Origin of the sequence: Paenarthrobacter sp. YAF11_1 (assembly GCF_052113445.1) — a bacterium.
Taxonomy (GTDB): domain Bacteria; phylum Actinomycetota; class Actinomycetes; order Actinomycetales; family Micrococcaceae; genus Arthrobacter.
Map to the genome: position 1 here is coordinate 1 of NZ_JBFRDF010000001.1, position 26,024 is coordinate 26,024.

Genomic DNA, 26,024 nt, shown 5'->3' on the forward strand with positions numbered 1-26,024 from the left:
TACATGAAAGCCGTCCCCGACCAAATCCGCCAATACATCCCCAACGACTTCGCCTCCCTCGGAGCAGACGGCTTCGGCTTCTCCGACACCCGCCAAGCCGCACGCCGCTACTTCAAAAACGACACCCACTCCATCGTCGCCAAAACCCTGCAACTCCTTGCCGCCAAGGGAGAAGTTGAAGAAGGTGCCCTGGAGAAGGCCATCGAGAAGTACAGGCTCCTGGATGTCAACGCCGGTACCACCGGCGGAGCAGGCGGCGACGCCTAACAACCGCAGGAAAACCCTCGGACGCAGTCCGGTACCAAGGGCCACTCCAGCACCCAACGCAACGGCGGCTTCCACCGAAAGGTGGCGGCCGCCGTCGTGGTTTAACCGTGAGGGAAGAGGACTCCCGCGCATGTGACCAGCAACAACGCAAGTTGTAGCCTTCTCACAAATGGAGCTTGCCCGGGATGGGCCGTATGCTCATTCCATGGCAGAGCCAAGCAAAACCACCACCAAGCGCAAGGCAGCAAACCAGGCATTGTCGCCTGAAAAGGCCGAAACTCTGCGTCAACTCCGCGCCAACGTGGGCCAACTGTCCACCAGCACCATGCGCCAACTTGAGAAGTCGCTGCCCTGGTACAGCCGTTTGAGCTCCGATGAGCGCTCGGCGCTGGGGCTCGTGGCACAGAACGGCATCGCTGCGTTCGTAACCTGGTACGAACGGCCCAGCTCGCCGTCGTGGATCCTCACTGATGTGTTCGGCAACGCCCCCACAGAACTGACCCGATCCATCAGCCTGCAAAAAGCCCTGCAGCTGATCCGCATCGTCGTGGAGGTGGTGGAGGACCAGGTTCCGGTGATCGCGCCGGAATCGGACCAGCCCTCACTTCGCGAAGCCGTCCTCCGGTATTCGCGCGAAGTGGCCTTTGCTGCTGCGGACGTCTACGCCCGGGCCGCCGAGTCCCGCGGCTCCTGGGATACCCGCCTGGAAGCACTGATTGTGGATGCCATCCTTCGAGGTGAGAATACCGATGCTTTGCGATCCAGGATCGCAGCCCTTGGGTGGAAAGCCCAGGAGCGCTTCACGGTGATGGTGGGCAATTCGCCCTCGGAACCAAGCGCCAGCTATGTCAGCGAACTTCGCCGGACTGCCGGGCGTTTCGCCGAGGACGCCCTGGTGGGAATCCAGGGTGACCGGCTCATCCTGATCCTTGGCGGTGTCCAGGACCGTGACACCGCCTACCTCAAACTCAGTGAGCTTTTTGCGCCGGGGGCTGTGGTCTATGGTCCCGAGGCCGGGTCGTTGTTGGAGGCCAGCAGCTCGGCCCAGGCAGCATTCGCTGGGCTCACTGCCGCCCGTGCGTGGCCGTCCGCCCCACGACCAGTTGCCGCCGACGACCTCCTTCCAGAGCGCGTTGTCTCCGGTGATGACGCGGCCCGCAGGTGCTTGATCAAGAACATTTACCGGCCGCTGCTCGCCGCCTCCAACGGCTTGGTGGAGACCCTGGGAACCTATCTCGAGCTGGGGCATTCCTTGGAAGCCACAGCACGCGAACTGTTCGTCCATGCCAACACAGTGCGCTACCGTTTGAAGCGTGTCTGCGACGTCACGGGCTGGGATCCGCTCCTCCCAAGGGAAGCTTTCGTACTCCAAACCGCCCTGGTGGTAGGCCGGCTTTCAGCCCAACCGAAAGCCGCTCCCGAACGTCATACGTCGCGTTCACAGAACTGAACCGTTGTAGACTTCCTACAAACTGACCCAGTGAGCTTGGTGTACCAAAACACCAGTGGATCACGTGGCAATTTGGAAAGCTGGATACGTGCTTGCAATCGTCTGCCCTGGACAGGGCTCCCAGACCCCTGGATTTTTGGCCCCTTGGCTGGAACTCCCCTCCGTCGAAGGCCAACTGGCCAACCTGAGCGAGATCGCAGGCATTGACCTCAAGGCCCACGGCACCACCTCGGATGAAGAAACCATCAAGGACACTGCGGTGGCCCAGCCGCTGATTGTCGCGGCGGGACTCGTAGCTGCCACGTCGTTGTTCGACGTCGAACTCAGCACGCTCCCTGTGATCCTCGCAGGCCACTCCGTAGGCGAGATCACGGCTTCTGCCTTGGCCGGTGTCCTCACGGAAACTGAAGCCATGACCTTCGTGCGGGAACGCGCCAACAGCATGGCCGCCGCGGCTGCTGTCACCCCCACCGGCATGAGTGCCGTGGTGGGCGGCGATCCCGCTGAGGTACTCGCAGCCATCGAAGCCGCCGGCGCCACGCCCGCGAACGTCAACGGTGCCGGACAGACGGTCGCAGCAGGCACCTTCGACCAACTCAAGGCCCTGGCAGAGAACCCGCCGGCCAAGGCACGCGTGATCCCGCTCAAGGTTGCAGGAGCATTCCACACCTCCCATATGGCTCCGGCCGTCAGCGCTCTTGAGTCCCTCAAACCCTCGCTTTCACCGCAGAACCCGGCCGTTCCCCTGCTGTCCAACTACGACGGCAAGGAAGTCACTGCCGGAGCTGCCGCCGTCGACAGCCTGATCGCCCAGGTTTCCCGTCCCGTCCGCTGGGACAAATGCATGGAAACCCTCGTGGGCCGTGGTGTCACCGGCGTGATCGAACTGGCCCCTGCCGGCACCCTCGCCGGACTCGCCAAGCGCGGCATGCCCGGCGTCAAAACTGTTGCTGTCAAAACCCCGGATGACCTGTCCGCGGCTCTCGCGCTCTTCGCAGAATTGGAGGGACAGGCATGAGCACTCCCGTGTTGAACAAAGCTGTTGTCAACGAGAATGCACGCATCCTCGGCATCGGCGCCTACCGCCCCGATGTCATTGTCACCAACGAGGACGTCTGCCAGTGGATCGACTCCTCCGACGAATGGATCCGCCAGCGCACAGGCATCATCACCCGCCACCGTGCTGCTGCTGACGTCAGCGTCATCGACATGGCCGAAGGCGCCGCACGCGAAGCGCTGCAGCAAGCCGGCATCGAAGCGTCCCAACTGGGCGCCGTGATCGTGTCCACCGTGACGCACCCTTACGCCACGCCTTCGGCTGCTGCTGCACTCACCGAACGTTTGGGCGCGACGCCGGCACCGGCCTTCGATATTTCGGCCGCCTGTGCCGGGTACTGCTATGGCGTGGCCCAGGCCGATGCCCTGGTCCGTTCCGGCGCAGCCCAATACGTCCTGGTCGTTGGCGCGGAGAAGCTCTCCGATGTCATCGACAACCACGAACGCACCATCTCGTTCCTCCTCGGCGATGGCGCAGGTGCTGTGGTGGTTGGCCCGTCCGACACTCCCGGCATCGGCCCCTCCGTCTGGGGCTCAGACGGCAGCAAGTGGGACGCCATCGGCATGACTCACTCCCTCGAGGACGTCAAGAAGTTGGGCGAGTCAGCCCGGCACTCCGATGAAATCGACGATCCCGCCATTCTTTCGGCAACCCAGGATGTTTGGCCCACCCTGCGCCAGGACGGTCAGACCGTGTTCCGCTGGGCCGTCTGGGAAATGGCCAAGGTTGCCCAGCAGGCCTTGGATGCCGCCGGCATTGAAGCAAGCGACCTCGCTGCCTTCGTCCCGCACCAGGCAAACATGCGGATCATCGACGAGATGGTCAAGAAGCTCAAGCTTCCCGAATCTGTTGTCATCGGCCGCGACATCGCCCAAGCGGGCAATACGTCCGCGGCGTCGATCCCGCTGGCAACGCACCGCTTGCTCCAGGAAAACCCTGAGCTGAGCGGCGGCCTGGCCCTGCAGATCGGGTTCGGCGCCGGACTGGTCTTCGGCGCCCAGGTAGTGGTCCTGCCTTAGCCGGGGCTCGTCCCGGCTACCACCAGCCAACTGAATACGACTTACAAACCCAAATCGCAAACCGCGGTTTGCCCCCTTTCCGGCAGTAGCCGGTACAACAAGAAAAGGAGCCAACAATGGCTAGCAACGAAGAAATCCTGGCCGGCCTGGCTGAAATCGTCAACGAAGAGACCGGCCTCGCCACCGAAGCCGTAGAGCTCGACAAGTCCTTCACGGAGGACCTGGACATCGACTCCATCTCCATGATGACCATCGTTGTCAACGCTGAAGAGAAGTTCGGCGTTCGCATCCCGGACGAAGAGGTCAAGAACCTCAAGACCGTCGGCGACGCCGTCAGCTTCATCGCCAACGCACAGGCCTAGTCCTGACACCAGCTGTGCCGGGCCAGGATTGTCATCCTTGCGCCCGGCACAGCCGCAATACCACCCAAAGATTTTTTTGCCTCCCCTTGTGAAAGCTGCAGGAGGGACGGCTGATCCGACAGAGAGTGATCGCATGGCACGCAAAGTAGTCATAACCGGTCTGGGGGCCACCACTCCCATCGGCGGCGACGTACCCACAATGTGGCAGAACGCGCTGAAAGGGGTCTCCGGCGCCCGCACGCTCGAAGACGAGTGGGTGGCCAAATACGACCTCCCCGTCCACTTTGCTGCCCGGTGCTCGACGCCGGCACTTGAGGTTCTGAGCCGCGTCGAGGCCAAGCGCATGGACCCATCCACGCAGTTTGGTGTCATCGCCGCACGTGAGGCCTGGTCCGACTCCGGTATCGAAGAGATCGACCACGACCGCCTCGCCGTAGCCTTTGCAACCGGCATCGGCGGCGTCTGGACCCTCCTGGATGCTTGGGACACGCTCCGGGACAAGGGCCCGCGCCGGGTTCTGCCCATGACCGTTCCCATGCTCATGCCCAACGGTGTGGCCGCAGCAGTCAGCCTTGATCTGGGCGCCCGCGCCGGAGCGCACACCCCGGTTTCGGCCTGCGCGTCCGGCACAGAAGCCCTCCACCTCGGCCTGGACTTGATCCGTTCCGGCAAAGCGGACGTCGTAGTGTGCGGTGGCGCTGAAGCTGCCATCCACCCGATGCCGTTGGCCGCGTTCTCCTCCATGCAGGCATTGTCCCGCCGCAACGACGAGCCGGAGCGTGCCTCCCGCCCGTACGACATCGACCGCGACGGCTTCGTCATGGGTGAAGGTGCCGGCGCACTGGTCCTCGAGGCCGAGGAACACGCCATTGCCCGTGGCGCCCGCATCTATGCCGAATTGGCCGGAACGTCCGTCACGGCGGATGCTTACCACATCACCGCGCCGGACCCCGAAGGCCTTGGTGCTACCCGCGCACTGAAGGCCGCAATGTTCGATGGCCGCATCCAGGCCGAGGACGTTGTCCACGTCAACGCCCATGCCACCTCGACTCCTGTTGGTGACAAGCCCGAATACACGGCGCTGCGTGCCGCTCTGGGGACCCACGTAGACAACGTGGCGGTCTCAGCCACCAAGTCGCAGATGGGCCACCTCCTGGGCGCGTCAGGCGCCGTTGAAGCCGTACTGACCGTGCTGGCGGTCTACGAGCGCAAGGCACCGGTGACCATCAACCTCGAAAACCAGGATCCCGAGATCCCCCTCGACGTCGTGACATCCGTCCGGGATCTTCCCAGCGGCGACATCGTGGCGTTGAGCAACTCCTTCGGCTTCGGCGGACACAATGCCGTCATAGCGGTCAGGAACGTCTGACCGCGTCAGAGCACACCCTTGAATCCAAACTTGAGTGGAACGTGAGAAGGGCCCCACCACCAGGTGGGGCCCTTCTCATTGCTATGGGAGACACTTTTTGTTGGTTGCGGCCGGCGGACTCTTTGCGGTCAGCCGTCTTGGTCGCCCTGCTAACCGACCTGGTGCAACCAGCGGACCGGAGCGCCCTCCGCTGCATGCCGGAAGGGCTCGAGTTCCTCGTCCCACGCCTCACCCAGCGCCAGGGACAACTCGTGGTAGACAGCTGAAGGGTCGCCGGCACCTGATTCATAGGCATAGCGGATGCGGTCCTCGGTGACCATGATGTTGCCATGGACGTCTGTGACGGCATGGAAGATCCCGAGCTCCGGGGTGTGGGACCAACGGGCGCCGTCCACTCCCTGGCTCGGTTCTTCGGTAACTTCATAACGCAAGTGGGCCCAGCCCCGAAGTGCCGACGCCAACTGCGCCCCCGTACCGGGCGTTCCGGTCCACGACAACTCCGCCCGGAACATTCCAGGCGCAGCCGGCTGAGGGGTCCACTCAAGATCGGTCCGCTTGTCCACGACCGATCCAATGGCCCACTCAACGTGTGGGCAAAGTGCCGTAGGGGCCGAGTGCACAAACAGGACACCGCGGGTTGTTGCAACAGACATTCCATCCTCCATAGCTGTAGGTACGTCTTCCCCAACGACCTCTGCCTGGATGTTTTGCTGTTGCTGCCGGATGCCATGAAAAATCTTTGCGGTCCCTGACAGGCTATTCAGTTGTGTGAAGTACTACTGACGATCTTGGCACAGAGGTAACCCTCAACTGTGAATTGAAGGTTTCCCCGTGGTGCTCTTATTTTGCCGTACGGCGCCGGTTTCCGCCAGTGCGGCACATGAGCGGTCCTGCTCATGCCCTGGGGTGTGCCTGCTGATAACTCTTCCTGAGCCGGTCAACGGACACGTGGGTATAAATCTGGGTGGTTGCCAGGCTGCTGTGGCCAAGGATCTCCTGGACGGCACGCAGGTCGGCTCCCCCGTCCAAAAGGTGGGTAGCCGCGCTGTGCCTGAGGGCATGAGGTCCCGTGGCCGCCGTGTCGCCCAGGGCTTGCAGCAGTTCGCTGACCACGGCCCGGATCTGGCGTGGATCAACCCGGTTGCCGCGCACACCCAAAAAGAGCGCCGGCCCGCTGCTGGAGGTGACCACCGCAGGACGTCCCCGACGAAGCCAGTCATCGACTGCCACAGCTGCTGGAACCCCGTACGGCACAGTTCGCTCTTTGTTTCCCTTGCCCAGGACCCGGAGCGTCCGCCGGTCCGGGTCGAGGTCATCAATATCCAGGCCAGCGAGTTCGCCGACACGAACTCCGGTGGCGTAAAGGAGTTCCACCATGGCCCGGTTGCGAACAGCCATGGGGCCTCCTTCTGCGGCGGCCGTGTTCAGGTCGTCCACCATCCGGGCTACCTGCTGCTGCTGGAGGACGCCTGGCAAAGATTTGTCCCGTTTGGGTGCCTGCAGGCGGATCGCCGGATCTGTGGCAATGAGTTCTTCTCTCAGGGCCCAGGCGGTGAAGGACCTGGCCGTGGCAGCCCGTCGGGCCAGGGTAGCCCTGGCCATGCCCGATTCACTCTGCGCACCAAGCCAGCGACGCAGGGAACCCAACTCCAGCTGTCCGAGGTCGTCGATACCCTCCTGCACGGCAAAACCGAGAAGGCTCTCCACATCAGCAAGATAAGCACGCACAGTGTGCGCCGACCTCGCCCGTTCACCTTCCAGGTATCGGCGAAAGCCGGCCAGTGCGCTGTGCATCGATGATGGCAGTGATTGAGCGTTCACACTTCCACTGTGCCAGCATCCAGTACCAACGGAAGGGATCAACATGTCTTCCGATGATGGTCAGGTGTTTTTGGCCCGTTTCCAGGTGCCTCGCTCCTGGCTGGCCAATCCCATGAGCCCCAGCCGACCGAGGCCTGCACGCACAGCATCCGGGCTCAGGCCCGCCACCACCGCCAGCTTCTCCACTGAACTGGTGGATCGGAGGGGCAGGGCATCCAGGAGAATGAGATCTTCCAACGACAAGCCATCGTGCACTGACGCGTCGGCTGTCTTTTCCTCACTGTTGGACTCTCCAATTGCTCCGGCCAACTCGGCGATCTCACCCACGTCGGTGACACACACAGCTCCGCCGTCCCGCAGCAGGCGGTGGCAACCTGCCGAGTTGGCGCTGTGAATGGACCCCGGAACGGTCGCAACAACCCTGCCGATCGATTCTGCATGATGAGCAGTATTGAGAGCACCGGAGCGCCAACGGGCCTCCACCACGACGGTGACGGACGCCAGGGCGGCAATGATCCTGTTCCTCTGCAGGAACCGGTACCGGGTAGGGGCTGACCCGGGCGGTACCTCCGAGACGACAGCCCCCTGGGTGGCAACAGCCCGGAGCAAGTCCTCGTTGCCGGAGGGATAGAAGCGGTCAACGCCGCCGGCCATCACGGCAATGGTGGGCAGACCGGCTCCCCCGCCGCTGAGCGCGCCACGGTGCGCATGGGCATCAATGCCATAGGCGCCCCCGGAGATCACCGTATAGCCACGCTGCGCCAAGCCATACGCGAAGTCTCCCGTAACGGACGCGCCGTAACTCGTGCTGTCCCTGGACCCCACCAAGGCAATGGTTCGATCCAGGGTCGGCAGCGGCTGCTCCTGGCCCCGCCACCACAGGCATAGCGGTTCTTGAAGTCCAAGGTCCTCCAGTTGCTTTGGCCACAACTCGTCCCCGGGAATGATCAAGCGCCCGCCCAGCCGACGCATGGTTTCCAGGTCACGGTCCGGGGCAAGGTCATTGACGCGTGGCGCCCATCGCCGGAGAGTGGCGGGGAGTCCCACCCACGTGGACGGTCCCCCGGCTTCGGCAAGCAGGGCGGAAATCTCCTGCTCCGCGGTGGGACCTGTCGCCAGTTCTCCGGTAGCCACACCCAAGGCGTCGACCGCCCCGAGAGCACGTACCAAGGCGAGCCCAACAGAGTCCTGTGGCTCCATGAGTCGGGCAAGTGCTGCCCGCGCAATCCGTTCCTTGTCCTGCATCCCCGCTGCGGCCACTTGCTTGGTTCCCTTCGTTTCGATGTCTGTCATGTCGTACCCGCTGCTTGCCGCAGTCCGAGTGCTTGGCCGATGTGATCAACGTCCGGTGTCCCGCTGTGTCCCAGGTCTGCAAGCGTCCACGCCAGCAGTTGGATGCTACGTTTGCATATGTGAAAGCAATTATTTATCTCCGCATCAGTGACGACCGCACCGGACAGCAGCTTGGAGTCAGCCGCCAACGGGAGGACTGCGAGCGCAAAGCCAAGGAACGGGGCCTCGAAGTCGTCGCGGTGGAGACGGACAACGACATCAGCGCCTACAGTGGCAAGCGCCGGCCCGGCTTCGAAGCAGTCCTCCAAGCTGTCACTGAGGGCCGCGCTAGCGTCGTCATTGCGTGGTCCCTGGACAGGCTGCAACGTAACCGCAGGGACGAGCTGCGACTGTACGAAGCATGCAGAGACGCCAACGCACAGCTTGCCCTGGTGAACGGCGCGGACCTGGACTTCTCCACCGCCGCCGGCCGCTTCGTCGCCGACGCGCTCGGCAGCGTGGCACGGATGGAAGTAGAGATGAAGTCAGACCGCCAACGCAGAGCGGCGCTGCAAGCAGCCACAGCAGGCAAGCCAGCCGGTGGACGGCGCCCGTTCGGTTTCGACGACGGCGGAATGATCGTCCGCCCACTCGAAGCAGCCGCCATCGCGGAAGGCTTCGATTCCTTCCTTGCCGGTATCCCCCTGGGAGAAGTGGCACGCACTTGGAACCGCCAGGGATTCGTCACCGGACAAAAGCGCCGTGGAGCCAACGCCGGCCAGCCGTCACCCTGGACACGCTCCAGCGTCCGCGACGTACTCGGAAACCCCCGCTACATGGGCAAGCGAGCGCATAAGGGCGAAATCGTCGCCGATGCCTTATGGCCGGCCATCGTTACTGAGGAGACCTGGCACGCCGCTCAAGCCATCCTTGCCCACCGGGCCGGCAACCAAACCCCTAACGCGGCCAAATACCTGCTATCCGGCCTAGCACTCTGCGGAGTATGCGGCGGCAACGTGCACGCAGGAGCCAACGCCCGTCGCGAGGTACGCGGTTACCGGTGCGCCAACAGCTTCGGACACTTCGCCCGTATGGCCGAACCGGTGGAGGACTACGTTGGGCAGGTCATTGCCGCGCGCCTCTCCCTCCCCGACGCCGGCCACCTCCTGACCGACAGCAGCAACGTCAACCTCCCGGAACTCCGCGCAGAGGCAACGGCGCTTCGGCAGCGCCTCAACTCCCTGGCTACTGACTTCGCCGAGGGTGAGCTCACTACGCAGCAGCTCCGCCACGCCACGGCACGAATTCAAGAGAAGTTGGCCACCGCAGAGCAAGCAATGGCAGACGCTGGCCGCGTCGATGTCCTCGGACCTCTCATCGCTGCCGGCGACGTGCTGGAAGCCTGGACCAACATGACGACCAGCAAACAGCGCGCGGTCATCGACCTCCTTGCCACGGTGACGCTCCACCCGCCAGGGCGAGGCACGCGCACTTTCCGCCCCGAAACCGTCGGCATCGAATGGAAGTCCAGCTAACCCAAACCCACTGCAACAAACCCCGACACGCTCAAATTGGCGTAATTCGGTTCAATTTGTCGTTAAAGTAGAGGCAGAGAGTAGCCCTGTAGCGAAGTCCGATAGCTAAGCAGGGGAAACAAACACCACAGCATGCGAGAGGTACCACCGCATCGCGTAGGTAGGCAGGGTTCGGACCCGTCCTACTCCTACGGAGCCGCGGCAGTTCAACACTGTCCCGGAGGCTCCGACCTTGTCTACTCAAACTCAAGAGCATCTACTCACCGTCCGTGAAGCGGCCGAGTTCCTCAGAGTCACACCAGAAACCGTACGTCGCCGTGTCCGCGCCGGCGACCTCCCTGCCTGCCGCCTCGGACGCGGAGCCATCCGCATCCGCCGAACAGACATCGACAGCCACGACGTCGAACCTGACTCCCTCGAAGCGCATATCGCCCGGGTAGTGGCATCAGCTCCCCCACTCAGCCCTGAGCAGCGAGACAGACTGTCCATGCTGTTCCGGACCTCCGGCGGTGACGCTGCGTGAACCAGAACATGGAAAACCCCCCGGTCTGGGAAACCGAGGGGCAGGAAAACCATTCAACAACAACCACAACCAGTGTACCGGGCGAGGACCTCACCAGCGATGAACGAGTCCAGCTAACCCGGCTTGTGTCCGCCTCCTACGTCAAGCACGGCGGAGCAGCCAACATCACCCCCGCCCAGCACGAGGAATTCCGCGACAAAGCCCTCCTCAAGATCCACGCCGAACGGGCCAAAACCGGCACCCAGGTACACCGAGGCCAAGCACGCATCGCCTACGCCCTCGCCTCCGGCTACAAAGACAAGCTCATCCACGTCCACGGCCTCGGCTGGCACTACTACGACGGCTCCTGCTGGCAAGAGGACAAGACAGGCCGCGCCACCAGGGCAGTCCTCGAAACCCTCCGCAAAGCCCTCGCCAACTCCCTCAACGATCCAGACCTCCGCCAAGATGTCCGCAAATGCGAATCCTCCAACGGCATCGAAGGCGTACTCAAAATAGCTCGAGCACTCCCCGAGTTCGCCACCACGCCAGACCAGCTCGACGCAGACCCCTACCTGCTCAACGTAGCCAACGGCACCCTCGACCTCCACACCATGGAGCTACGCCCACACAAGCCAGCAGACCGCATGACTCGCCGCGCAGCTGCCGCATGGAACCCTGACGCCACCGGCCCAGTCTGGGAAGCCTTCCTCGCCCGCGTCCTGCCCGACGTCGAAGCCCGCAACTTCCTCCAGCGCTACGCAGGCCTCGCACTCGCTGGCAAGGTCCTCGAACACGTCCTCGCCATCCTCACCGGCAAAGGACGCAACGGTAAAGGCGTCTGGTACGGCGCACTCGCCGCCGCCCTGGGAGACTACGCGGCCACAGCAGAGCCCGACCTGTTCATGCACCGCGAAGGCGCCCACCCCACCGGAGAAATGGACCTCAGAGGCCGGCGCTGGGTAGTCGTCTCCGAATCCGACAAGGACCGCCGTCTCGCCGAAGCCACCGTCAAACGCCTCACCGGCGGCGACAGGATCCGCGCTCGACGCCTCTACCAGGACTTCGCAGAGTTCGACCCCTCGCACACTGCCGCGCTGGTCACCAATCACCTGCCAAAGGTCAGCGGCGACGACTCGGCTATCTGGGCTCGCCTCCGCGTCGTGCCGTTCTCAGTCGTCATCCCCGGCCACGAACAGGACCCGCACCTGCCCGAGAAACTCCAGCTCGAAATGGACGCCATCCTCGCCTGGGCAGTCACCGGCTGGCAGGACTATCAGGAACGCGGCCTCGCCGAACCCGCTGCAGTCCTCAACGCCACGGACGACTACCACCGCGACGCCGACGCCCTGGGCCGATTCATCAGCGACGAATGCGACACCGGCCCCGGCTACTCATCCCTGACCGAACCACTCCACCACGCATGGACACAGTGGGCAGCCGCAGAAGGGCACGCGCCCATGAGCAAACGCGCATTTGGCATCCAGTTGGAGAACCGCGGATTCGAGGCAAGGAAAGGTACCGGTGGAGTCCGTATCCGCGCCGGAATCCAGCTCAAACCCGTCAGCGGAATCACGGCTTTCGGAGTCTCAAGTGGCTTCTAGTGGCGCAAGTGGCATGACTACTACTTCTCTCTACGCGTGCGTGTGAAGGGAAAGTTACCGACCTTAAGCCACTTACGCCACTCAAAACCTCAAAACCCCTAGAACTCAAGGAATTCACAGCATGACAACCGAACTCAACACCATCCAAGCCAGCGTCACCACCCTGACCATCGACGGCCTCACCATCACCAAAGACATTGCCAAGCAGCTCGACCAGCTCCACTTCGAGGACTGGGAACGCTTCGAAGGAATAGGCCGCATCCATCCCGGCATCGACCACGGCAACGACGGCATCGAACTCCTCGGGAAAGACACCAGCACCGGAGCGCTCGTCCGAATGTGGCACGTCACCAAACCGGGATGGGTAGGCGGCTACAACGACGGCCAAGACGGCATCCGCGCAAGCCTCGCCGCTGAATACTCCCGACTCCCGCTGATCGTCCTACCCAAGGAAGGCCGGCCATGACCTCCGAACTCGCAGCCTTCCTCGGCATCCCCAACACCGACCACATGGACGGACGCCCAGGCGCAGCACCACCCCGCCCCGAAACCCCTCCGACCCCCAAGCCTGCGCCAACAGTCAACGCCAACGACATCGCATACGCAGCCAGGGAAGCAGTCCACGACGTACTCCCCGCCAACTGGCACCAACTCCCGGACGGACGCAACACCGCCAACGTCCTCGCCGGCACCATAGCCAACCACTACGCCCGACCAAGCACAGGAGAAAAGGAAATTCATGGGTAAGCAAAAGCACGACGTCGGCTGGAAGAAACGGCAACCCCGCGAAAAGAAAACGAACATCCCTCCCGAGGTATTCGCGCGGAAACTCGTCGTGCGCGGCCTCCGCCCCGCATCCATCCTCAACAAGCCCTACAAACCCAACCATCAAAGGTGACAACCGAAATGACAACGAACTCAGAACTCCCCGCATCAGCAGTAGCCGGCAAGGCAGCGCTGTGGACTGACAGCGCCAAGCAAGAACACGCGCGCCTCAAAGCCCTCCCCGACAGCCACAAAACAGGAAGCGTCCGAATGCAAATCGGATACCTGGAAGAAGCCAAGAACGCAGCAGAAGGAGCATGACAATGACCATCGAAGCCAGCACCAACGAACTCCACGCCGAACTCGAACGCAGAGCAGCAGAGCAGCAGCAGGAAGCCGAGCGCCGCGCCGAAGTCCTCGCCACCGCCAAACGCGCCTGGGATGAAGAGATCCTCGATCGCTACCCCACCATCGAGGACGAGCTGCAGGAAGCCGCCAAGCGACACCAAGACAACGCAGCCCAGGCCATCAAGGACCTGGACGTGAACAAGGCGTTCGCTGAGTACACACACTTCCACGCCAGCCGCCTCGCTCGCTTCCATGTCAGGGCCGCCGCACAGAACGCCAACCTTCGGCACGGCACGGACGGCACGATCATCACGGACCTGCGCTTTGTGGAGTTCGACTTCGTCGGGTTCCTGAAGAGCAACGCTGACCGCGTGGTTGATGACATCGGCGCACAGATCGCCGAGGGGTACAACGCATGGTCACAGCCCAGCAGCTACGAGGAAGCAGTGGCATACCAGCAGCAGCGTGCAGAGCAGGAGGCCAGCCGTGGCCACTGACGCACTGGACCCGGGCCCGAACGGTGACTACCCGTACATGCCACGCAACGCGGACGGAACCTTGGACACCGACCGCATGCCCATAGGCGTCACGAAGCACCCGACAGCCAAGGACAAGACAGGGCAACCGGTACTCATGGACCTTGAACCCACACTGCCCGATGGAAGGCGTGTCAGCGAGGTTGTACCGCCCCGCGAGTGAGCTGGATTGGGGGTGGGGGGTGACCCCTCCGCCCCCACCCTTGCCGGACCGCCGGGGAGGGTTTTTCCTACTGCCGCAGGTTAGAGCTTTTTGATCATCAGGGGTTTAGTCCCCTTTCAACGAAAGGAAAAACGATGGCTGAACGTCAAGTCATAGTCCGCATCAAAGCGGAAATCGGGGACTTCCGTAAGCAGATGCAGGAAGCCTCAAAAGCGACAGATGATGTCGGTAAGAAGGCTCAGGAGACTGCCGCCAAGTCCTCCACAGCTCTCGGCCAAATGGTGCAGTCTGCCAGCCGGCATGAGGAAGCATGGAGGTCCACCGGAACCACTCTCCTCGGCGTCGGTACGGCCATTGCTGTCGGTGTTGGTTTGGCTATCAAGTCCTACGCCGAGTTCGATAAGGCCATGTCTGAGGTCCGTGCCGCCACGCATGCCTCGGCAGGAGATATGGAGCTGCTGAGGGAGGCAGCAATCAACGCCGGCGCGGACACGTCCTATTCGGCCAAGGAAGCTGCCGAGGCCATCACTGAACTGTCCAAGGCTGGCGTCTCCACCAAGGACATCCTGTCCGGCGGTTTGGGCGGTGCCCTCTCTCTGGCGGCTGCTGGCTCGCTGGAAGTCGCTGACGCTGCGGAGCTGGCCGCGACTGCCATGACTCAGTTCAAGCTGCGTGGCGACGACTTGCCGCACGTTGCGGACCTCCTCGCCGCCGGTGCTGGCAAAGCCCAGGGCTCTGTGCAGGACCTTGGCATGGCGTTGGGGCAAGCAGGTCTCATAGCGTCGCAGACTGGCCTGTCCATCGAGGAAACCACCGGCGGTCTCGCTGCCTTCGCGGCATCCGGTCTACTCGGCTCCGACGCCGGTACCAGCTTCAAGACCATGCTGCAGGCGCTTACGCCCAACAGCAAGGAAGCCGCCGCTGAGATGGAGCGCCTCGGCATCCACGCCTTCGACGCCCAGGGCAATTTCATCGGGCTGGAAGCACTGTCAGGCAACCTCCAAGAATCCATGAAGGGCCTAACTGACGAACAGCGCAGCGCCTCCATGGAAATCATCTTCGGCTCTGACGCTGTCCGTGCCGCGAACGTCCTGTACGAACAGGGCGCCCAGGGCATCGCAGACTGGACGGACAAGGTCAACGAAGCCGGCTATGCCGCCGTCACCGCAGCAATCAAGCAGGACAACCTTGCTGGCGACATAGAGAAGGTTGGCGGCTCGCTGGACTCCGTGTTCCTCAAGTCAGGTTCCGGAGCGAACGACGTCCTGCGAGGGCTCGCCCATGGCGCGGATAAGCTCATCGACTCCATCGGACAAATCCCGGGCCCTGTCCTCGAAACTACCCTCGGGCTTGCCGCGCTAACGGGTGGAGCTGCTCTCCTCGGTGGAGCCTTCCTGACAACCTTCCCCCGGGTTATCGAGACGAAACGGTCCTTCGACGAACTCCGCGCCTCCTCGCCCAAGCTGGCCGACGGACTGGGCAAAGTGGGCAAGGCCGCAGCCATAACCGGCGCCGCGCTCGTCGGGCTGCAGATCGCGGGACAGGTCGGAAACTCCATGAACGGGACCACGCGTTCATTCGAGGAGATGGCTAATCAGATCCTAAAAGCCTCGAAAGCCGGAGACCAGTTCGGGGCAACCTTCGATAAGGACTTCCTGAAGAACGCCAACGGCGGTTTCGGAACGATGGAGGTTACCAACCTCAAGGACCTTTTCAAGGCCTCGGACCAGGACGACTTCAACGGGTTTATGAACAACGTGACCAAGCAAGTTACCGGCTACGAGGCACAGGTGCACCGGGCCACGAACGCCCTGGCGCAGGCGGACCAGGTTATCGCCGGTATGGCGAAGAATGGCAACACTCAGGCAGCGGCGGACAACTTCAAGCAGTTCGCCACGGCATCACAGGAAGCAGGGCTTTCGCAGGAGAAACTCTTTGCTCGGTTCCCCGAGTACCGGGATTCCTTGCTGCAGCAGGCAAGCGCCGTCGGGATCAACCTGAACCAGCAGGAGCTGTACGACTTCGCTATGGGTAAGATCCCTGGCAAACTGGCCGCAGCTATGGCGTCCCAGGAGGGACAGGCAAAGGCAGCAGAGTTCCAAGCGAAAGCCACGGAAGAGGCACGGCAGAAGCTCGCTGACATGGGCCTCGCAGCGGACGGCACCATTCAGTCCCTATCCAAGCTGCTCGACGTCATGTTTGCCGCCGGCCTTGCCACCCTCTCGGCACGTGACGCGGAGTCGGCCTACCAGGAGTCCCTCGCCGGCCTCAAGGTCAGGATCGATGAGGTCAACGCATCCCAGACGGCAGGGAACCTGGTTCTCGACGCGGCGACGGGCAGTTTCGACCTGACAACCGCTGCTGGCCGGAATGCCAACGGCGTGTTTGGTGAGCTGGCTCAAAAGGCCATCAGCACCACGCAGGCCATGGCCAACAACAACGCGACGCAGGTTGAGCTGCAGGCCAAGCTCGGAACCACTTACCGCTCTCTGTATGACACGGCAATTGCTTTCGGTGCATCTGAAACAAAGGCTGACGACTTGGCACGGTCCGCCCTGGGCATCCCTGACGGCGTGCCCATTGAGACGGCCATCAACAACTACGCGGACTCCATGGCGAAGCTGCAAGGTGTGAAGGGTGCGGCTGACGCCCTGAACGGCACGGAATCCGTCGTAACAATCCGAACCCGCAACATCCAGCAGTACGAGGAGATATTCGGCCCGACTGGAAAGTCGGCCAGCTTGTTCGAAGCGCAGAACGGTGGTGCCACCGGCGGTCAGGTTCGGGAGCTTATGGGCTTCTACCGTGGCGGGCGCGTGCCTGGACGTCGGCCAGCTGACATGTCCAAGGACAATGTTCTCGGTCTGGTGAACGGTGAGCCGTTGGGCTTGCAGGGCCAAGAGTGGATTATCAACGGCCGCCAGTCGGACCGCAACGACCACTGGCTCCGGGCCGTGAACGATGGCCTGAACCTGGACGACGTGTTCGCCGCCTATCAGGCACCGTCGAAGTCCATGGCCGGCGGTTACGGATCCAGCCACGGCTACGGCGGCCACCAACCTGCTGCAGCTGGTGGAGTCGGGGCGGTGCAGGTTTCCTCGCCGACGGTATATGTGGAGAACCCCTTTACCGGCCAGTACCTCCTCGCCCAGGTCACAAGCGTTGCGTCCGACGTCGTAACGTCGGCGGACGCAGCATCCCAGTACATGCGAAATGGTCGGAGGTGACGTCTAGCATGGAGCCCATGACAACAAACCAACACCCAGACGACCAAGCTCCTGCCGAGTGGCGACGATTCGGCGTGGATGATGAGGCTGAACAAGCGCTACCTGAACCATCGTTCCAGGACCCTGTTGCCGTCGGCCTGCTCTTTTGCAACGCCTTGAGTGACCCAGCCGAGTATCAAGTAGCTCTCCGTCGGGTGGTGACCCCCGAGTCATTGCCAGCTTGGGGCGACTTCTCGGACGCAGCCCAGTTCCTTGCCTCGATTCCAGACCGTGGTTTCGGGTCGATGGCCAACCGGGCCTTGGGAGATGACGGCGTTGCCTACCTGAAAATCCTTTCTGGAGTCACGCAAAGCTTTCAGGTGCTGGAGGATCAGGTCGTCATGGCGGCTGGGTTCGTCACCTTGGCTTGGCGTCCCGAGTTCGGGGAATGGCGTGTGCACGCTTTTGGCGGTGACACGCTAAGGCCGGAGGAAGTGCCGCACGGCTGATTTGAGGCATGCAAAAGGCCCGGACGTCCAAGCGTTCCGGGCCTTTTGCATGCCTAGCTTACAGGCCTTCGACGCGTCCCAGAACGTCTCGAAGGTCTGCAAGCAGCTGACGGGCTTTGTCCACGGTCATGCCCTCACCAGCGCCGACGTGAACAAGGATTCCCTCTTCGGGAGTCCAAGAGGTCTCGACCTCACCGAGTGTGGGGCCCTTGTGCAGGTCGCCGAAGAAGTTCGGTTCATCTGCCGTTGTTTCAGGTGCGAGGAAGCCTGCTGGTGCGGCGGTGGTGGTTGCAGTCATGGTTCGTTGTCCCCTATTGAGTAGTGCTTGTTCTTGAATCGATGAAATGCTCCAGATCGTCCTGGCGTATGCGGATCTTGGAACGCTCGCCGGTTCCTAGATCCACGGTGCGCAGGTCGCCGGCGCGTATTCGCTCGTAGACGTACGTTTTGGATGTGCCGAGTAGCTTGCTTGCCTCCTCGACGGTGTAAAGCCTGAGTGCCGAACTTTCGTGACCAGCAGTCATTTGTCCTTCCCTGAATCCTATAGTTACGTGCGCCTAGGTGCGTTCAAGTGTTAACGAGTGCGCCTAGGACTTCTGCAATTGACGTGTACACCGTAGCCGGAGGACGCGATCGTAACCGCGGGCAGTCAACGTGCCGCGTTCCAAAGCGGCGTCCAGGATCCGGGTGGTCCCCGACGACAGCCGCAGCTCTCCTCGCAAGGTGCGTCCTGGAACTTGGGAGTTCGTTTCAAGCCCCAGTGTCCGCAATCGTTCCAACTGGGCTTCCCTTGCCGCCAACACCCGGGCTGCTACAGCGACTGAGTCTTCTTCCTTTCCTGCTTGACCAAAATCCGCCAAGGACACCCGTTCAACCTGAAGCTGGATGTCCACCCGGTCCAACAGTGGGCCCGACATCCTCCCGAAGTACCGCCGACGCATCATGGCAGTGCAGGTGCAGTCCATTCCCTTGCCGGACGCCTTACCGCACGGGCAAGGGTTGGCAGCAAGGATGAGTTGGAAACGAGCTGGGTACGCCGCGGTTCCTGCCGAGCGGTGAATCACCAGCTCCCCGCTTTCCAGCGGTTGCCGGAGCGCATCGAGCACCCGGCGCTCATACTCCGGAGCTTCGTCCAGGAACAAGACGCCGCGGTGCGCCCGGGAGGCAGCACCCGGCCGGGGAAGTCCGGATCCACCGCCAATGATGGCCGCGGCTGTGGCACTGTGATGCGGATTCTCGAACGGCGGCCTGCGGATCAACCGCACAGCAGATGACTGAACGGCGGCCAGCGAATGGATGGCCGTTACCTCCATCGCGGCGTTGTCTGCCAGATCCGGGAGCAGTCCCGGCAGACGCTCAGCCAGCATGGTCTTTCCAGCTCCCGGCGGCCCGGTCAGCAGCATGTGGTGGCCGCCTGCGGCAGCGACTTCAAGCGCCCGGCGCGCCTCGCCCTGGCCAGACACATCACAGAGGTCCGGTGCCAGGGCATGGTAGCCGTCGTCGTCGGGGACGCAGCCGTCGCCGGGATCGTAGTCGAGGGCCAGTTCCTTGGGGTCGGCCCCGAAGTCGAACGCAAGCCTTGCGAGCGTCCTGTACCCGCGGACGTTCGCCCCCGGGACCAACGAAGCCTCCACGGCGTTTGAGTCCGCTACGACGACGTCGGGATAGCCGGCCTGAACGGCCGCCATCACCGCCGGCAGGATGCCCCGGACCGGCCGCAACCGGCCGTCCAAACCCAGTTCCGCGATGAAGACAGTCCCGCCGATGGAACGGACGTCGTTTGCGGCGCAGAGAACCGCCATGGTGATCGCCAGGTCAAAGCCGGAGCCCCGTTTTGGGAGGGACGCCGGTATCAGGTTGGCCGTGATCTTTCGCCGGCTCAGGGGTATCCCGGAGTTTTGGGCAGCCGATCGGATTCGCTCCTTGGCTTCGTTCAGCGCGGCGTCCGGCAGGCCCAGAATGACAAAGTTCGGAAGCGTCTGGCCTATATCGGCTTCAACCTCCACGATGTAGCCGTTGAGGCCCACCAAAGCAACGCAGTAGCTGCGCCCCACCCCCATTCAGCCCACCCCCCGTAGGTGGTCAAGCTCGGGCTCGCCCACGCCGTCGTCAATGACCGACACGACGTCCACTCGCCTGCGTGGTGCCTTCAGTTCGTGTTCCCGGCACCACGATGAAGCCAATCGGTGGAGACGGGCCAACTTGGCAGTCCCCACAGCTTCAAAAGGATGACCGTAGTCCAGACTTCGGCGGGTTTTGACTTCAGCCACCACCAGGGTGTCTCCGTCGATCGCGACGATGTCGATTTCACCGTCTGCGCATCGCCAATTCCGATCGACGATCCGCATCCCCTGGTTTTCCAGGAAACCGGCCGCCAGGGCCTCGCCGCTACGGCCCAGCAGGTCTTTTGCTCTCATGACCATCACCTCCGCTTACCAGCTTTCCGGCCGGGGGCGGTGGGCGGCAGTGGCTCACGAAGCTATGTGGGTAAACCCTCCGGGATCACTGCTGTGGAGGAAGAGTCAAAGGCTAGTTTCCGAGATCGCCCAAGTCTCCGAGCCCGCCATCCTTGGGCAAGGCCAGGTCTTCACTGCGCGGCAGTTCTTCGACGTTGACGTCCTTGAACGTGATGACGCGGACGTTCTTCACGAAACGCGCTGAACGGTAAACATCCCACACCCAGGCATCCTGCAGGGTCAGGTCGAAGTACACCTCACCGTCCGCGCTGCGTGCCTGCAGATCCACGTGGTTGGCCAGGTAGAACCGTCGCTCAGTTTCCACGACGTAGCTGAAAAGACCGACAACATCCCTGTATTCGCGGTAGAGCTGCAGCTCCATGTCGGTTTCATAGTTCTCAAGGTCCTCGGCGCTCATAGTTCCATCTTGCACTATCTGCCGGGCGGCACGCGCCACACAGGCCGCGCCACACAGACCGCGCCAACGAGGCCGCTGCAGAGCCGCGACTCTGTGCAGGGTGCCGTCAGACGGCTTCAGGCCCCGTCAAGTTCCAGCTGGTCCGGTGGTAAGCGCTGGGCCCCTGAAGCCGGATCACGTCCCTGTGGGCGGACGTGGCATATCCCTTGTTCTCATTCCACCCGTAGGCAGGGACCTCGGAGTGGAGGTCAACCATGATGCGGTCACGCGACACCTTTGCCAGGACGCTGGCGGCGGCAACGCTGAGGCAGCTCATGTCTGCTTTGACACGGGTATGTACGGGAGCCTCGCACCATGGTCCCAGAGCGGGCTCGTCAAAGAGGGAAGCCTGAATCTCCGGGGAGAGCCAATTGTGGCTGCCATCCAGGAGGACGATGTCAGGCGTAATCCCGCCGGCCAGGATCTCCAGCCACGCACGCGTCCCTGCCAGGCGCAAGGCGGCAATAATGCCAATGTCATCAATTTCCCTGGACGAGGCGTGCCCTACAGCGGAGGCAACAGCCCATTCGCGGACCAAGGGTTCCAGCCTGTCACGGTCCTCGGGCTTGAGGAGTTTACTGTCGCGGACATCGGCCAACAAGCCATGATCCTGGAGGTTGACCACGGCAATCCCTACACTGACCGGTCCGGCCAGGGCGCCCCGGCCTACCTCATCCACGCCGGCCAACAACCGCACGCCGGGCGACAGGAAGGAGCGCTCCACCTCAAGGGTGGGGAAACCCACAGGGCTCTTCGCCTTGGTGGTGGACTTGGCCTTTTTCTTGGTCTTGGTTGGGACCTTGACCTGCGTCGTGCCCTTGGAACCGGCAGCCGTCGTTGCCATTACTTTGCCGGGGTGCTTTCGGGGACATCGCGGAAGACGTCCGAAAAGTTGTCCAGGTAGGTCCAGCGATTCACGGGCCAGGCTATGACAGTGGCCCTGCCCTCAATGTCTTCAATGTTGATGAACCCGCCGTTGCTCTCCTGGTGAGCGCGTGAGTCCGCCGAATGATTGCGGTTATCGCCCATCACCCACACCTTGCCCTCCGGAACAACAATGTCGAAGGCATTCGGCTGCGGTATCTCGGCAGGGTTGATGTACGTCTCGTCCAACGGCACACCATTAATACTGACACGGCCCTGGGCATCGCAGCAGGAAACCCGGTCCCCGGGAAGCCCGATGACACGCTTGACGAGGTGCTGCTCATTGTCGTCAGCAGCCAAACCCACAAACTCCAGTGCGTCCCCCACCCAGTCCATCGGGCCGGCCGGCTCTTTGGCCACCGGCGTCAGCCAGTTCTGGGAGTCCTTGAACACCACGACATCGCCACGTTGGAGGGCGAAAGGTTCAGGAACCAGGAGGTTGATGAAGATGCGGTCGTTGACGTCCAGGGTGCTTTCCATGGATTCCGACGGAATGTAGAACGCCCGGAAAAGGAAAGTCTTGAGCAGGAAGGACAGCACCAGCGCGATGGCCACCACGGTCACGATCTCTTTGACCCAGACCAGGACAGGGCTCTTGCGGGGCTTCTCCACTGCGTGGGCGCCGCCTGTGGAGTCACGGGCCGCGGGATTGCCGTTGTCGCCGGCAGAAGCTGCGTTGCCGGAAGCACTGGCGTCAGGATGGCGCGAATCATCCACCCCGGCGGCAGGTGCCGTTCCGTCCGAGACCCGGGCGTCGTCGTCGTACCGCTCGGGATTCTCTGGAGCTTTGTCCGGCATCTACTGTCCGTTCTTCGATGTTTCGGCCCGCGTAGAGCGAGGCATTTCTGCAAATCTATCAAGTGGCCAGATAATCTGGACCGGTCGTCCGATCACGCGTTCCACAGGAACCATACCGCCGCCCGGCGCACCCAGCAGTCCACGGGAGTCGGCAGACCGGGAGCGGTGGTCACCCATCAACCACAGACGGCCCTCCGGTACTGTGACATCGAATTTCTGCTTGCTGGGTTCATCCCCTGGATACACATAGGGTTCCTCAAACGGCTGGCCGTTGACTGTGAGGTGGCCGCTGGAATCGCAGCACTGGACACGATCCCCTGCAACGCCGATGACCCGCTTGACGTAGGTGGTGTCGCTGCCGGTGAGTCCAAACCATTGGCTTGCGGCCGAGACTGCGTCAACAAAAGGGCCTTGCCCGCTGCTCAGCGGAGCGAATGAGCCGCGGCCGTCGAAGACCACGATGTCACCGCGGCGGATCGGCTCGGAATTAAAGGCTGTCCGTGACACCAGGATCCTGTCCCCTGCCCCGAGGAGGGGTTCCATGGATTCGGACGGGATGTAATAAACGTCAAGCCACAGAGACCGGACCAGTCCGCTGATGGCTACAGCGAGGACCAGTGCCAGGAAAACAAAACGCCAGCCCTGTTTCCGGGGCTGGCGTTCTGATGTGTCCATGACTCGTATCCCTGTTGCGTTGCGGATTGCTCCGGAACAACCGGGCACGAATCCTGGACCCGTTACATAAGTCGCAGGACTTACTTGGCGAAGTCGCGCTTTTCCTTGATCTTCGCAGCCTTACCGCGCAGTGCGCGCATGTAGTAAAGCTTGGCGCGGCGGACGTCACCCTTGGTGACGACCTCGATCTTGTCGATGATCGGGGAGTGTACCGGGAAGGTACGCTCTACGCCGACACCGAAGGAAACCTTGCGCACAGTGAAGGTTTCGCGAACGCCGTCACCCTGGCGGCCCAGGACGAAGCCCTGGAAAACCTGGACACGGGAGTTCTTGCCTTCGATGATGTTGACGTGAACCTTGAGGGTGTCACCCGCGCGGAACTCAGGAACATCGTTACGCAGCGAGGCTGCATCTACGCTATCGAGGATATGCATTAATCCACTCCTGGTGAACGCCACAGGTCATTCACTTTGGGTTACGGCAGACAAGCCCGGGGCACGAAAGGCCACCGGAAATCTCCGCCGAAGTTTCTTAGTGTCCGGCTCCGCCACTGATTGGCGCGGCCGGGTTGTCCGACTGTTGGCTGAACTCCCCCTGTGGCAGGTGTCAGCCCAGTAGACACAAGGGTTAATTCTGCCATATGCGCTGCCATCGGGCCAACTGTCAGGACTATTGAACGTTCGACGGCGGCGGCGGACCTCAGATTGCGGCGTCGCCACCGGACCGGGGACGCAAGCGCCCGTCAACGAAGTCGTACCCGAGGTCAGCGAGGGCGTTGCGGTCAGCGCGGCTCAGGGCACCGGCGTCGAACGTTTCCAGAAGGTCCGGACGGCGCTCTGCGGTCCGCCGGAATTGCTCGTGACGTCGCCATTGGGCGATCTTTCCGTGGTTGCCGCTCAGCAGGACAGCAGGGACGTCATGGTCGCGCCACGAGGACGGCTTGGTGTAGACGGGGTACTCCAGGAGGCCGTCCGAATGGGACTCTTCCACCAGGGACTCAGGGTTTCCCACCACGCCGGGAAGGAGCCGGCCGATGGCTTCGACCATGGCCAGCACGGCAACTTCGCCGCCGTTGAGCACGTAATCACCAAGGCTGACAGGCCGGACAGTGAAGTGGTCCTGCGCCCAGTCGATGACGCGTTCGTCAATGCCTTCATAGCGCCCACAGGCGAAGACCAGCTGCTCCTCCTCGGCGAGCTCATAGGCGAGGGCCTGATTGAAACGCTCCCCCGCCGGAGACGGAACGATGAGTACCGGCTTGGACCCTTCGCGAGCACCGGCCACTGATTCGAGGGCCTGTGCCCACGGTTCCGGCTTCATCACCATCCCGGCGCCGCCACCATACGGGGTATCATCCACGGTCCGGTGCTTGTCCGTGGTGAACGCGCGCAAGTCGTGGACGTTGAGTTCCAGCAGACCGTCCTGGCGGGCTTTCCCTATGAGCGAGAGCTCCAACGGCGCAAGGTACTCCGGGAAGATGCTGACAACATCAATCCTCATTCAGGCTTCATCCCCCGCACCGTCCGTGGGCTCCTCAGATGAGTCGTCGTTGACTTCAAAGAGGCCGGCCGGCGGGGTGATCAGGATGTACCCGCCCTCAACATTGACCTCGGGAACGATCTCCTCGACGAAGGGAACCAGGATTTCCTTGCCGTCGTCGGTCTTGACCATCAGCAGGTCCTGGACGGGCATGGTGTTGAGGGCGGCCACCTTGCCAACGACCTGCGAACCAACCCGCGCCTCGAGGCCGACCAGTTCGTGCTCGTACCAGCCTTCGTCGTCGTCTTCGTCGTCAAGCTCTTCGGTCTCGATGAAGAGCTTCGCACCACGGATGACTTCAGCTTCGTTGCGGTCGGCGATCTCATCGAAACCCAACAGCAGGATGTCCTTGTTCCACCGGGCACTGCGGATGGTCAACGGGCCGGCTGTTGCCGGTTCCACAATGAACTCGGTTCCTGCGACGAAACGCTCGGAAGGGGCGTCGGTGAGTACCTGGACGGTCACCTCGCCGCGGATGCCATGGGGTTTGCCGATCCGGGCCACCTGGAGCTGCATGGGTTCCTCTGAATTCTTGTGTACCGCGCCGCCGGGCAGCCACGGTGATGAAATGGTGGATAAAGCAATCCGGCCCCTCCACCATATTCGGTGAAGGGGCCGGACCTAAGACAAGCAGTGCTGAGCGCGTTACCGGCGGCGGTCGGTGTCGACGACGTCGACCCTGACCTGCTCGCCACCAGCCAAAGCTGCAACCACTGTGCGCAATGCGCGTGCGGTGCGTCCTTGACGGCCGATCACCCGTCCGAGGTCCTCCTGGTGAACGCGCACCTCAAGGGATTCCCCGCGGCGGTTGTTCTTGGCACTGACCTTGACATCCTCAGGGCTGTCAACGATCCCACGGACCAAGTGCTCGAGCGCTTCTGCCAGCAACTTACTCAGCCTCGGTGGTCTCTGCTTCAGCCTCGGCCGGAGCTTCTGCTTCGTCCTTCTTGGCCTTCTTGGTGATGGCTTCCGGAATGATGACGGAACCCTTCTCCGGTGCTACGAAGGCTTCCTTCGGAGCTTTGGTCTTCAGGGTGCCTTCCTGGCCCGGGAGGCCCTTGAACTTCTGCCAGTCACCGGTGATCTTGAGGATCGCAGCAACCTGCTCGGTCGGCTGGGCGCCAACGGACAGCCAGTACTGGGCGCGCTCGGAAGCGACCTCGATGTACGACGGCTCTTCGGTGGGGTGGTACTTGCCGATTTCTTCAATGGCACGGCCATCGCGCTTGGCGCGGGCATCCATGACGACGATGCGGTAGTACGGTGCGCGCATCTTACCGAAGCGCTTAAGGCGAATCTTTACGGCCACTTTTGTGGTCACTCCTGTTTCTGAAACGAGGTGAACCCGACGTTCTGCACCCGTGGGGCGGGCCATACTGGACGGTTCGAA

At 62.5% G+C, this 26,024-nt stretch carries 33 protein-coding genes; 17 read left to right on the forward strand and 16 right to left on the reverse strand.

Translation table 11 applies throughout. The features are described from left to right. The 6 genes from AB4Y77_RS00005 to AB4Y77_RS00030 form a co-directional block, all read left to right on the forward strand. Positions 1 to 267, forward strand: a 267-nt coding sequence (locus AB4Y77_RS00005) for a hypothetical protein (protein ID WP_442012606.1), incomplete at its 5' end; no start/stop codon positions are given. A 205-nt stretch (positions 268 to 472) separates the two neighbouring features. Then, positions 473 to 1,717, forward strand: coding sequence for a PucR family transcriptional regulator (locus tag AB4Y77_RS00010; RefSeq protein WP_442012607.1), 1,245 nt, complete (start codon positions 473 to 475; stop codon positions 1,715 to 1,717). 88 nt (positions 1,718 to 1,805) lie between these two features. Beyond that, positions 1,806 to 2,735, forward strand: a complete 930-nt coding sequence (locus AB4Y77_RS00015) for an ACP S-malonyltransferase (RefSeq protein ID WP_442012608.1) — start codon at positions 1,806 to 1,808, stop codon at positions 2,733 to 2,735. Beyond that, positions 2,732 to 3,793, forward strand: a complete 1,062-nt coding sequence (locus tag AB4Y77_RS00020) for a beta-ketoacyl-ACP synthase III (RefSeq protein ID WP_311213388.1) — start codon at positions 2,732 to 2,734, stop codon at positions 3,791 to 3,793. Before AB4Y77_RS00015 ends, AB4Y77_RS00020 begins: the two co-directional genes overlap by 4 nt. Positions 3,794 to 3,909: 116 nt before the next feature. Continuing rightward, positions 3,910 to 4,155, forward strand: a complete 246-nt coding sequence (locus AB4Y77_RS00025; RefSeq protein WP_011692310.1) for an acyl carrier protein — start codon at positions 3,910 to 3,912, stop codon at positions 4,153 to 4,155. Positions 4,156 to 4,288: 133 nt separating this feature from the next. Next, positions 4,289 to 5,524, forward strand: a complete 1,236-nt coding sequence (locus AB4Y77_RS00030) for a beta-ketoacyl-[acyl-carrier-protein] synthase family protein (RefSeq protein ID WP_311213389.1) — start codon at positions 4,289 to 4,291, stop codon at positions 5,522 to 5,524. Between the two features lie 149 nt (positions 5,525 to 5,673). Here the strand turns inward: AB4Y77_RS00030 and AB4Y77_RS00035 are convergent, their stop codons facing one another. The 3 genes from AB4Y77_RS00035 to dprA all read right to left on the reverse strand — a co-directional run bounded on the left by AB4Y77_RS00035 (position 5,674) and on the right by dprA (position 8,638). Next, positions 5,674 to 6,177: a DUF3145 domain-containing protein gene (locus AB4Y77_RS00035; protein WP_026005636.1), complete on the reverse strand. Its 504-nt coding sequence runs from the start codon at positions 6,175 to 6,177 to the stop codon at positions 5,674 to 5,676. 241 nt (positions 6,178 to 6,418) lie between these two features. After that, entirely contained in the window at positions 6,419 to 7,318 is a 900-nt protein-coding gene (locus AB4Y77_RS00040; protein WP_442013036.1) for a tyrosine recombinase XerC, read from the reverse strand. 87 nt (positions 7,319 to 7,405) lie between these two features. Next, on the reverse strand, positions 7,406 to 8,638 hold the full coding sequence (dprA, locus tag AB4Y77_RS00045; protein ID WP_442012609.1) for a DNA-processing protein DprA: 1,233 nt from the start codon (positions 8,636 to 8,638) through the stop codon (positions 7,406 to 7,408). A gap of 119 nt (positions 8,639 to 8,757) precedes the next feature. Here dprA and AB4Y77_RS00050 point away from each other — a divergent pair, with 119 nt between their 5' ends. From AB4Y77_RS00050 to AB4Y77_RS00100, 11 genes are all read left to right on the forward strand, one after another. After that, positions 8,758 to 10,152, forward strand: a complete 1,395-nt coding sequence (locus AB4Y77_RS00050; protein WP_442012610.1) for a recombinase family protein — start codon at positions 8,758 to 8,760, stop codon at positions 10,150 to 10,152. A 232-nt stretch (positions 10,153 to 10,384) separates the two neighbouring features. Continuing rightward, on the forward strand, positions 10,385 to 10,675 hold the full coding sequence (locus AB4Y77_RS00055) for a helix-turn-helix domain-containing protein (protein WP_442012611.1): 291 nt from the start codon (positions 10,385 to 10,387) through the stop codon (positions 10,673 to 10,675). Positions 10,676 to 10,683: 8 nt separating this feature from the next. Further along, complete coding sequence (locus AB4Y77_RS00060) at positions 10,684 to 12,258, forward strand: DNA primase family protein (protein WP_442012612.1); 1,575 nt, start codon at positions 10,684 to 10,686, stop codon at positions 12,256 to 12,258. Positions 12,259 to 12,379: 121 nt separating this feature from the next. Beyond that, a complete protein-coding gene (locus tag AB4Y77_RS00065; protein ID WP_442012613.1) occupies positions 12,380 to 12,724 on the forward strand; it encodes a hypothetical protein in 345 nt (114 codons plus the stop codon). Beyond that, the gene (locus tag AB4Y77_RS00070; RefSeq protein WP_442012614.1) at positions 12,721 to 13,005 is read left to right on the forward strand and encodes a hypothetical protein; all 285 of its coding nucleotides are present in this window, start codon (positions 12,721 to 12,723) and stop codon (positions 13,003 to 13,005) included. Before AB4Y77_RS00065 ends, AB4Y77_RS00070 begins: the two co-directional genes overlap by 4 nt. Next, positions 12,998 to 13,156 carry a hypothetical protein gene (locus tag AB4Y77_RS00075; RefSeq protein WP_442012615.1) on the forward strand — a complete coding sequence of 53 codons (159 nt, stop codon included), beginning with the start codon at positions 12,998 to 13,000 and terminating at the stop codon, positions 13,154 to 13,156. The genes AB4Y77_RS00070 and AB4Y77_RS00075 overlap by 8 nt, the downstream gene beginning before the upstream one ends. Before the next feature lie 8 nt (positions 13,157 to 13,164). Then, the gene (locus AB4Y77_RS00080; protein ID WP_442012616.1) at positions 13,165 to 13,344 is read left to right on the forward strand and encodes a hypothetical protein; all 180 of its coding nucleotides are present in this window, start codon (positions 13,165 to 13,167) and stop codon (positions 13,342 to 13,344) included. Between the two features lie 2 nt (positions 13,345 to 13,346). Then, a complete protein-coding gene (locus tag AB4Y77_RS00085; protein WP_442012617.1) occupies positions 13,347 to 13,868 on the forward strand; it encodes a hypothetical protein in 522 nt (173 codons plus the stop codon). After that, positions 13,858 to 14,070, forward strand: coding sequence for a hypothetical protein (locus AB4Y77_RS00090; RefSeq protein ID WP_442012618.1), 213 nt, complete (start codon positions 13,858 to 13,860; stop codon positions 14,068 to 14,070). Before AB4Y77_RS00085 ends, AB4Y77_RS00090 begins: the two co-directional genes overlap by 11 nt. Before the next feature lie 134 nt (positions 14,071 to 14,204). After that, positions 14,205 to 17,297, forward strand: a complete 3,093-nt coding sequence (locus AB4Y77_RS00095; protein ID WP_442012619.1) for a phage tail tape measure protein — start codon at positions 14,205 to 14,207, stop codon at positions 17,295 to 17,297. A gap of 8 nt (positions 17,298 to 17,305) precedes the next feature. Beyond that, positions 17,306 to 17,785, forward strand: coding sequence for a hypothetical protein (locus tag AB4Y77_RS00100; protein WP_442012620.1), 480 nt, complete (start codon positions 17,306 to 17,308; stop codon positions 17,783 to 17,785). 58 nt (positions 17,786 to 17,843) lie between these two features. On the opposite strand, the gene AB4Y77_RS00105 is transcribed toward AB4Y77_RS00100, so the two are convergent. The 13 genes from AB4Y77_RS00105 to rpsP form a co-directional block, all read right to left on the reverse strand. After that, positions 17,844 to 18,083 carry a hypothetical protein gene (locus AB4Y77_RS00105; RefSeq protein ID WP_442012621.1) on the reverse strand — a complete coding sequence of 80 codons (240 nt, stop codon included), beginning with the start codon at positions 18,081 to 18,083 and terminating at the stop codon, positions 17,844 to 17,846. 13 nt (positions 18,084 to 18,096) lie between these two features. Beyond that, positions 18,097 to 18,309, reverse strand: a complete 213-nt coding sequence (locus AB4Y77_RS00110) for a helix-turn-helix domain-containing protein (RefSeq protein WP_442012622.1) — start codon at positions 18,307 to 18,309, stop codon at positions 18,097 to 18,099. A 63-nt stretch (positions 18,310 to 18,372) separates the two neighbouring features. Next, positions 18,373 to 19,845: a YifB family Mg chelatase-like AAA ATPase gene (locus tag AB4Y77_RS00115; RefSeq protein WP_442012623.1), complete on the reverse strand. Its 1,473-nt coding sequence runs from the start codon at positions 19,843 to 19,845 to the stop codon at positions 18,373 to 18,375. Then, complete coding sequence (locus AB4Y77_RS00120) at positions 19,846 to 20,211, reverse strand: YraN family protein (protein ID WP_311213392.1); 366 nt, start codon at positions 20,209 to 20,211, stop codon at positions 19,846 to 19,848. Between the two features lie 103 nt (positions 20,212 to 20,314). After that, the gene (locus tag AB4Y77_RS00125) at positions 20,315 to 20,659 is read right to left on the reverse strand and encodes a DUF2469 domain-containing protein (RefSeq protein ID WP_018776202.1); all 345 of its coding nucleotides are present in this window, start codon (positions 20,657 to 20,659) and stop codon (positions 20,315 to 20,317) included. 106 nt (positions 20,660 to 20,765) lie between these two features. Further along, positions 20,766 to 21,542 (reverse strand): ribonuclease HII, encoded by a 777-nt coding sequence (locus AB4Y77_RS00130; RefSeq protein ID WP_442012624.1) that lies wholly within the window; start codon positions 21,540 to 21,542, stop codon positions 20,766 to 20,768. Then, complete coding sequence (lepB, locus tag AB4Y77_RS00135; protein WP_442012625.1) at positions 21,542 to 22,420, reverse strand: signal peptidase I; 879 nt, start codon at positions 22,418 to 22,420, stop codon at positions 21,542 to 21,544. Before lepB (AB4Y77_RS00135) ends, AB4Y77_RS00130 begins: the two co-directional genes overlap by 1 nt. Beyond that, complete coding sequence (gene lepB, locus AB4Y77_RS00140; protein ID WP_311213395.1) at positions 22,421 to 23,095, reverse strand: signal peptidase I; 675 nt, start codon at positions 23,093 to 23,095, stop codon at positions 22,421 to 22,423. An 80-nt stretch (positions 23,096 to 23,175) separates the two neighbouring features. Then, the gene (gene rplS / locus AB4Y77_RS00145) at positions 23,176 to 23,529 is read right to left on the reverse strand and encodes a 50S ribosomal protein L19 (RefSeq protein WP_014922079.1); all 354 of its coding nucleotides are present in this window, start codon (positions 23,527 to 23,529) and stop codon (positions 23,176 to 23,178) included. A gap of 265 nt (positions 23,530 to 23,794) precedes the next feature. Next, the gene (gene trmD / locus AB4Y77_RS00150) at positions 23,795 to 24,595 is read right to left on the reverse strand and encodes a tRNA (guanosine(37)-N1)-methyltransferase TrmD (RefSeq protein WP_442012626.1); all 801 of its coding nucleotides are present in this window, start codon (positions 24,593 to 24,595) and stop codon (positions 23,795 to 23,797) included. Then, entirely contained in the window at positions 24,596 to 25,150 is a 555-nt protein-coding gene (gene rimM, locus AB4Y77_RS00155) for a ribosome maturation factor RimM (RefSeq protein ID WP_442012627.1), read from the reverse strand. It lies immediately after the preceding gene. Positions 25,151 to 25,279: 129 nt separating this feature from the next. Beyond that, positions 25,280 to 25,522: an RNA-binding protein gene (locus tag AB4Y77_RS00160; RefSeq protein ID WP_011775119.1), complete on the reverse strand. Its 243-nt coding sequence runs from the start codon at positions 25,520 to 25,522 to the stop codon at positions 25,280 to 25,282. Between the two features lies 1 nt (position 25,523). Next, positions 25,524 to 25,943: a 30S ribosomal protein S16 gene (rpsP, locus tag AB4Y77_RS00165; protein ID WP_017199647.1), complete on the reverse strand. Its 420-nt coding sequence runs from the start codon at positions 25,941 to 25,943 to the stop codon at positions 25,524 to 25,526. Positions 25,944 to 26,024: the final 81 nt, after the last annotated feature.

Bases quoted from the DNA above. Each gene is read 5' to 3' on its own strand.
- lepB (WP_311213395.1), bottom strand. From the start codon at position 23,095: ATGGACACATCAGAACGCCAGCCCCGGAAACAGGGCTGGCGTTTTGTT.
- lepB (WP_442012625.1), bottom strand. From the start codon at position 22,420: ATGCCGGACAAAGCTCCAGAGAATCCCGAGCGGTACGACGACGACGCC.
- AB4Y77_RS00040 (WP_442013036.1), bottom strand. From the start codon at position 7,318: ATGCACAGCGCACTGGCCGGCTTTCGCCGATACCTGGAAGGTGAACGG.
- AB4Y77_RS00025 (WP_011692310.1), top strand. From the start codon at position 3,910: ATGGCTAGCAACGAAGAAATCCTGGCCGGCCTGGCTGAAATCGTCAAC.
- AB4Y77_RS00115 (WP_442012623.1), bottom strand. From the start codon at position 19,845: ATGGGGGTGGGGCGCAGCTACTGCGTTGCTTTGGTGGGCCTCAACGGC.
- AB4Y77_RS00070 (WP_442012614.1), top strand. From the start codon at position 12,721: ATGACCTCCGAACTCGCAGCCTTCCTCGGCATCCCCAACACCGACCAC.
- AB4Y77_RS00080 (WP_442012616.1), top strand. From the start codon at position 13,165: ATGACAACGAACTCAGAACTCCCCGCATCAGCAGTAGCCGGCAAGGCA.
- AB4Y77_RS00130 (WP_442012624.1), bottom strand. From the start codon at position 21,542: ATGGCAACGACGGCTGCCGGTTCCAAGGGCACGACGCAGGTCAAGGTC.
- AB4Y77_RS00030 (WP_311213389.1), top strand. From the start codon at position 4,289: ATGGCACGCAAAGTAGTCATAACCGGTCTGGGGGCCACCACTCCCATC.
- AB4Y77_RS00035 (WP_026005636.1), bottom strand. From the start codon at position 6,177: ATGTCTGTTGCAACAACCCGCGGTGTCCTGTTTGTGCACTCGGCCCCT.
- AB4Y77_RS00065 (WP_442012613.1), top strand. From the start codon at position 12,380: ATGACAACCGAACTCAACACCATCCAAGCCAGCGTCACCACCCTGACC.
- AB4Y77_RS00125 (WP_018776202.1), bottom strand. From the start codon at position 20,659: ATGAGCGCCGAGGACCTTGAGAACTATGAAACCGACATGGAGCTGCAG.
- trmD (WP_442012626.1), bottom strand. From the start codon at position 24,595: ATGAGGATTGATGTTGTCAGCATCTTCCCGGAGTACCTTGCGCCGTTG.
- AB4Y77_RS00020 (WP_311213388.1), top strand. From the start codon at position 2,732: ATGAGCACTCCCGTGTTGAACAAAGCTGTTGTCAACGAGAATGCACGC.
- AB4Y77_RS00100 (WP_442012620.1), top strand. From the start codon at position 17,306: ATGGAGCCCATGACAACAAACCAACACCCAGACGACCAAGCTCCTGCC.
- rimM (WP_442012627.1), bottom strand. From the start codon at position 25,150: ATGCAGCTCCAGGTGGCCCGGATCGGCAAACCCCATGGCATCCGCGGC.
- dprA (WP_442012609.1), bottom strand. From the start codon at position 8,638: ATGACAGACATCGAAACGAAGGGAACCAAGCAAGTGGCCGCAGCGGGG.
- AB4Y77_RS00060 (WP_442012612.1), top strand. From the start codon at position 10,684: ATGGAAAACCCCCCGGTCTGGGAAACCGAGGGGCAGGAAAACCATTCA.
- AB4Y77_RS00010 (WP_442012607.1), top strand. From the start codon at position 473: ATGGCAGAGCCAAGCAAAACCACCACCAAGCGCAAGGCAGCAAACCAG.
- AB4Y77_RS00075 (WP_442012615.1), top strand. From the start codon at position 12,998: ATGGGTAAGCAAAAGCACGACGTCGGCTGGAAGAAACGGCAACCCCGC.
- AB4Y77_RS00110 (WP_442012622.1), bottom strand. From the start codon at position 18,309: ATGACTGCTGGTCACGAAAGTTCGGCACTCAGGCTTTACACCGTCGAG.
- AB4Y77_RS00105 (WP_442012621.1), bottom strand. From the start codon at position 18,083: ATGACTGCAACCACCACCGCCGCACCAGCAGGCTTCCTCGCACCTGAA.
- rplS (WP_014922079.1), bottom strand. From the start codon at position 23,529: ATGCATATCCTCGATAGCGTAGATGCAGCCTCGCTGCGTAACGATGTT.
- AB4Y77_RS00095 (WP_442012619.1), top strand. From the start codon at position 14,205: ATGGCTGAACGTCAAGTCATAGTCCGCATCAAAGCGGAAATCGGGGAC.
- AB4Y77_RS00085 (WP_442012617.1), top strand. From the start codon at position 13,347: ATGACCATCGAAGCCAGCACCAACGAACTCCACGCCGAACTCGAACGC.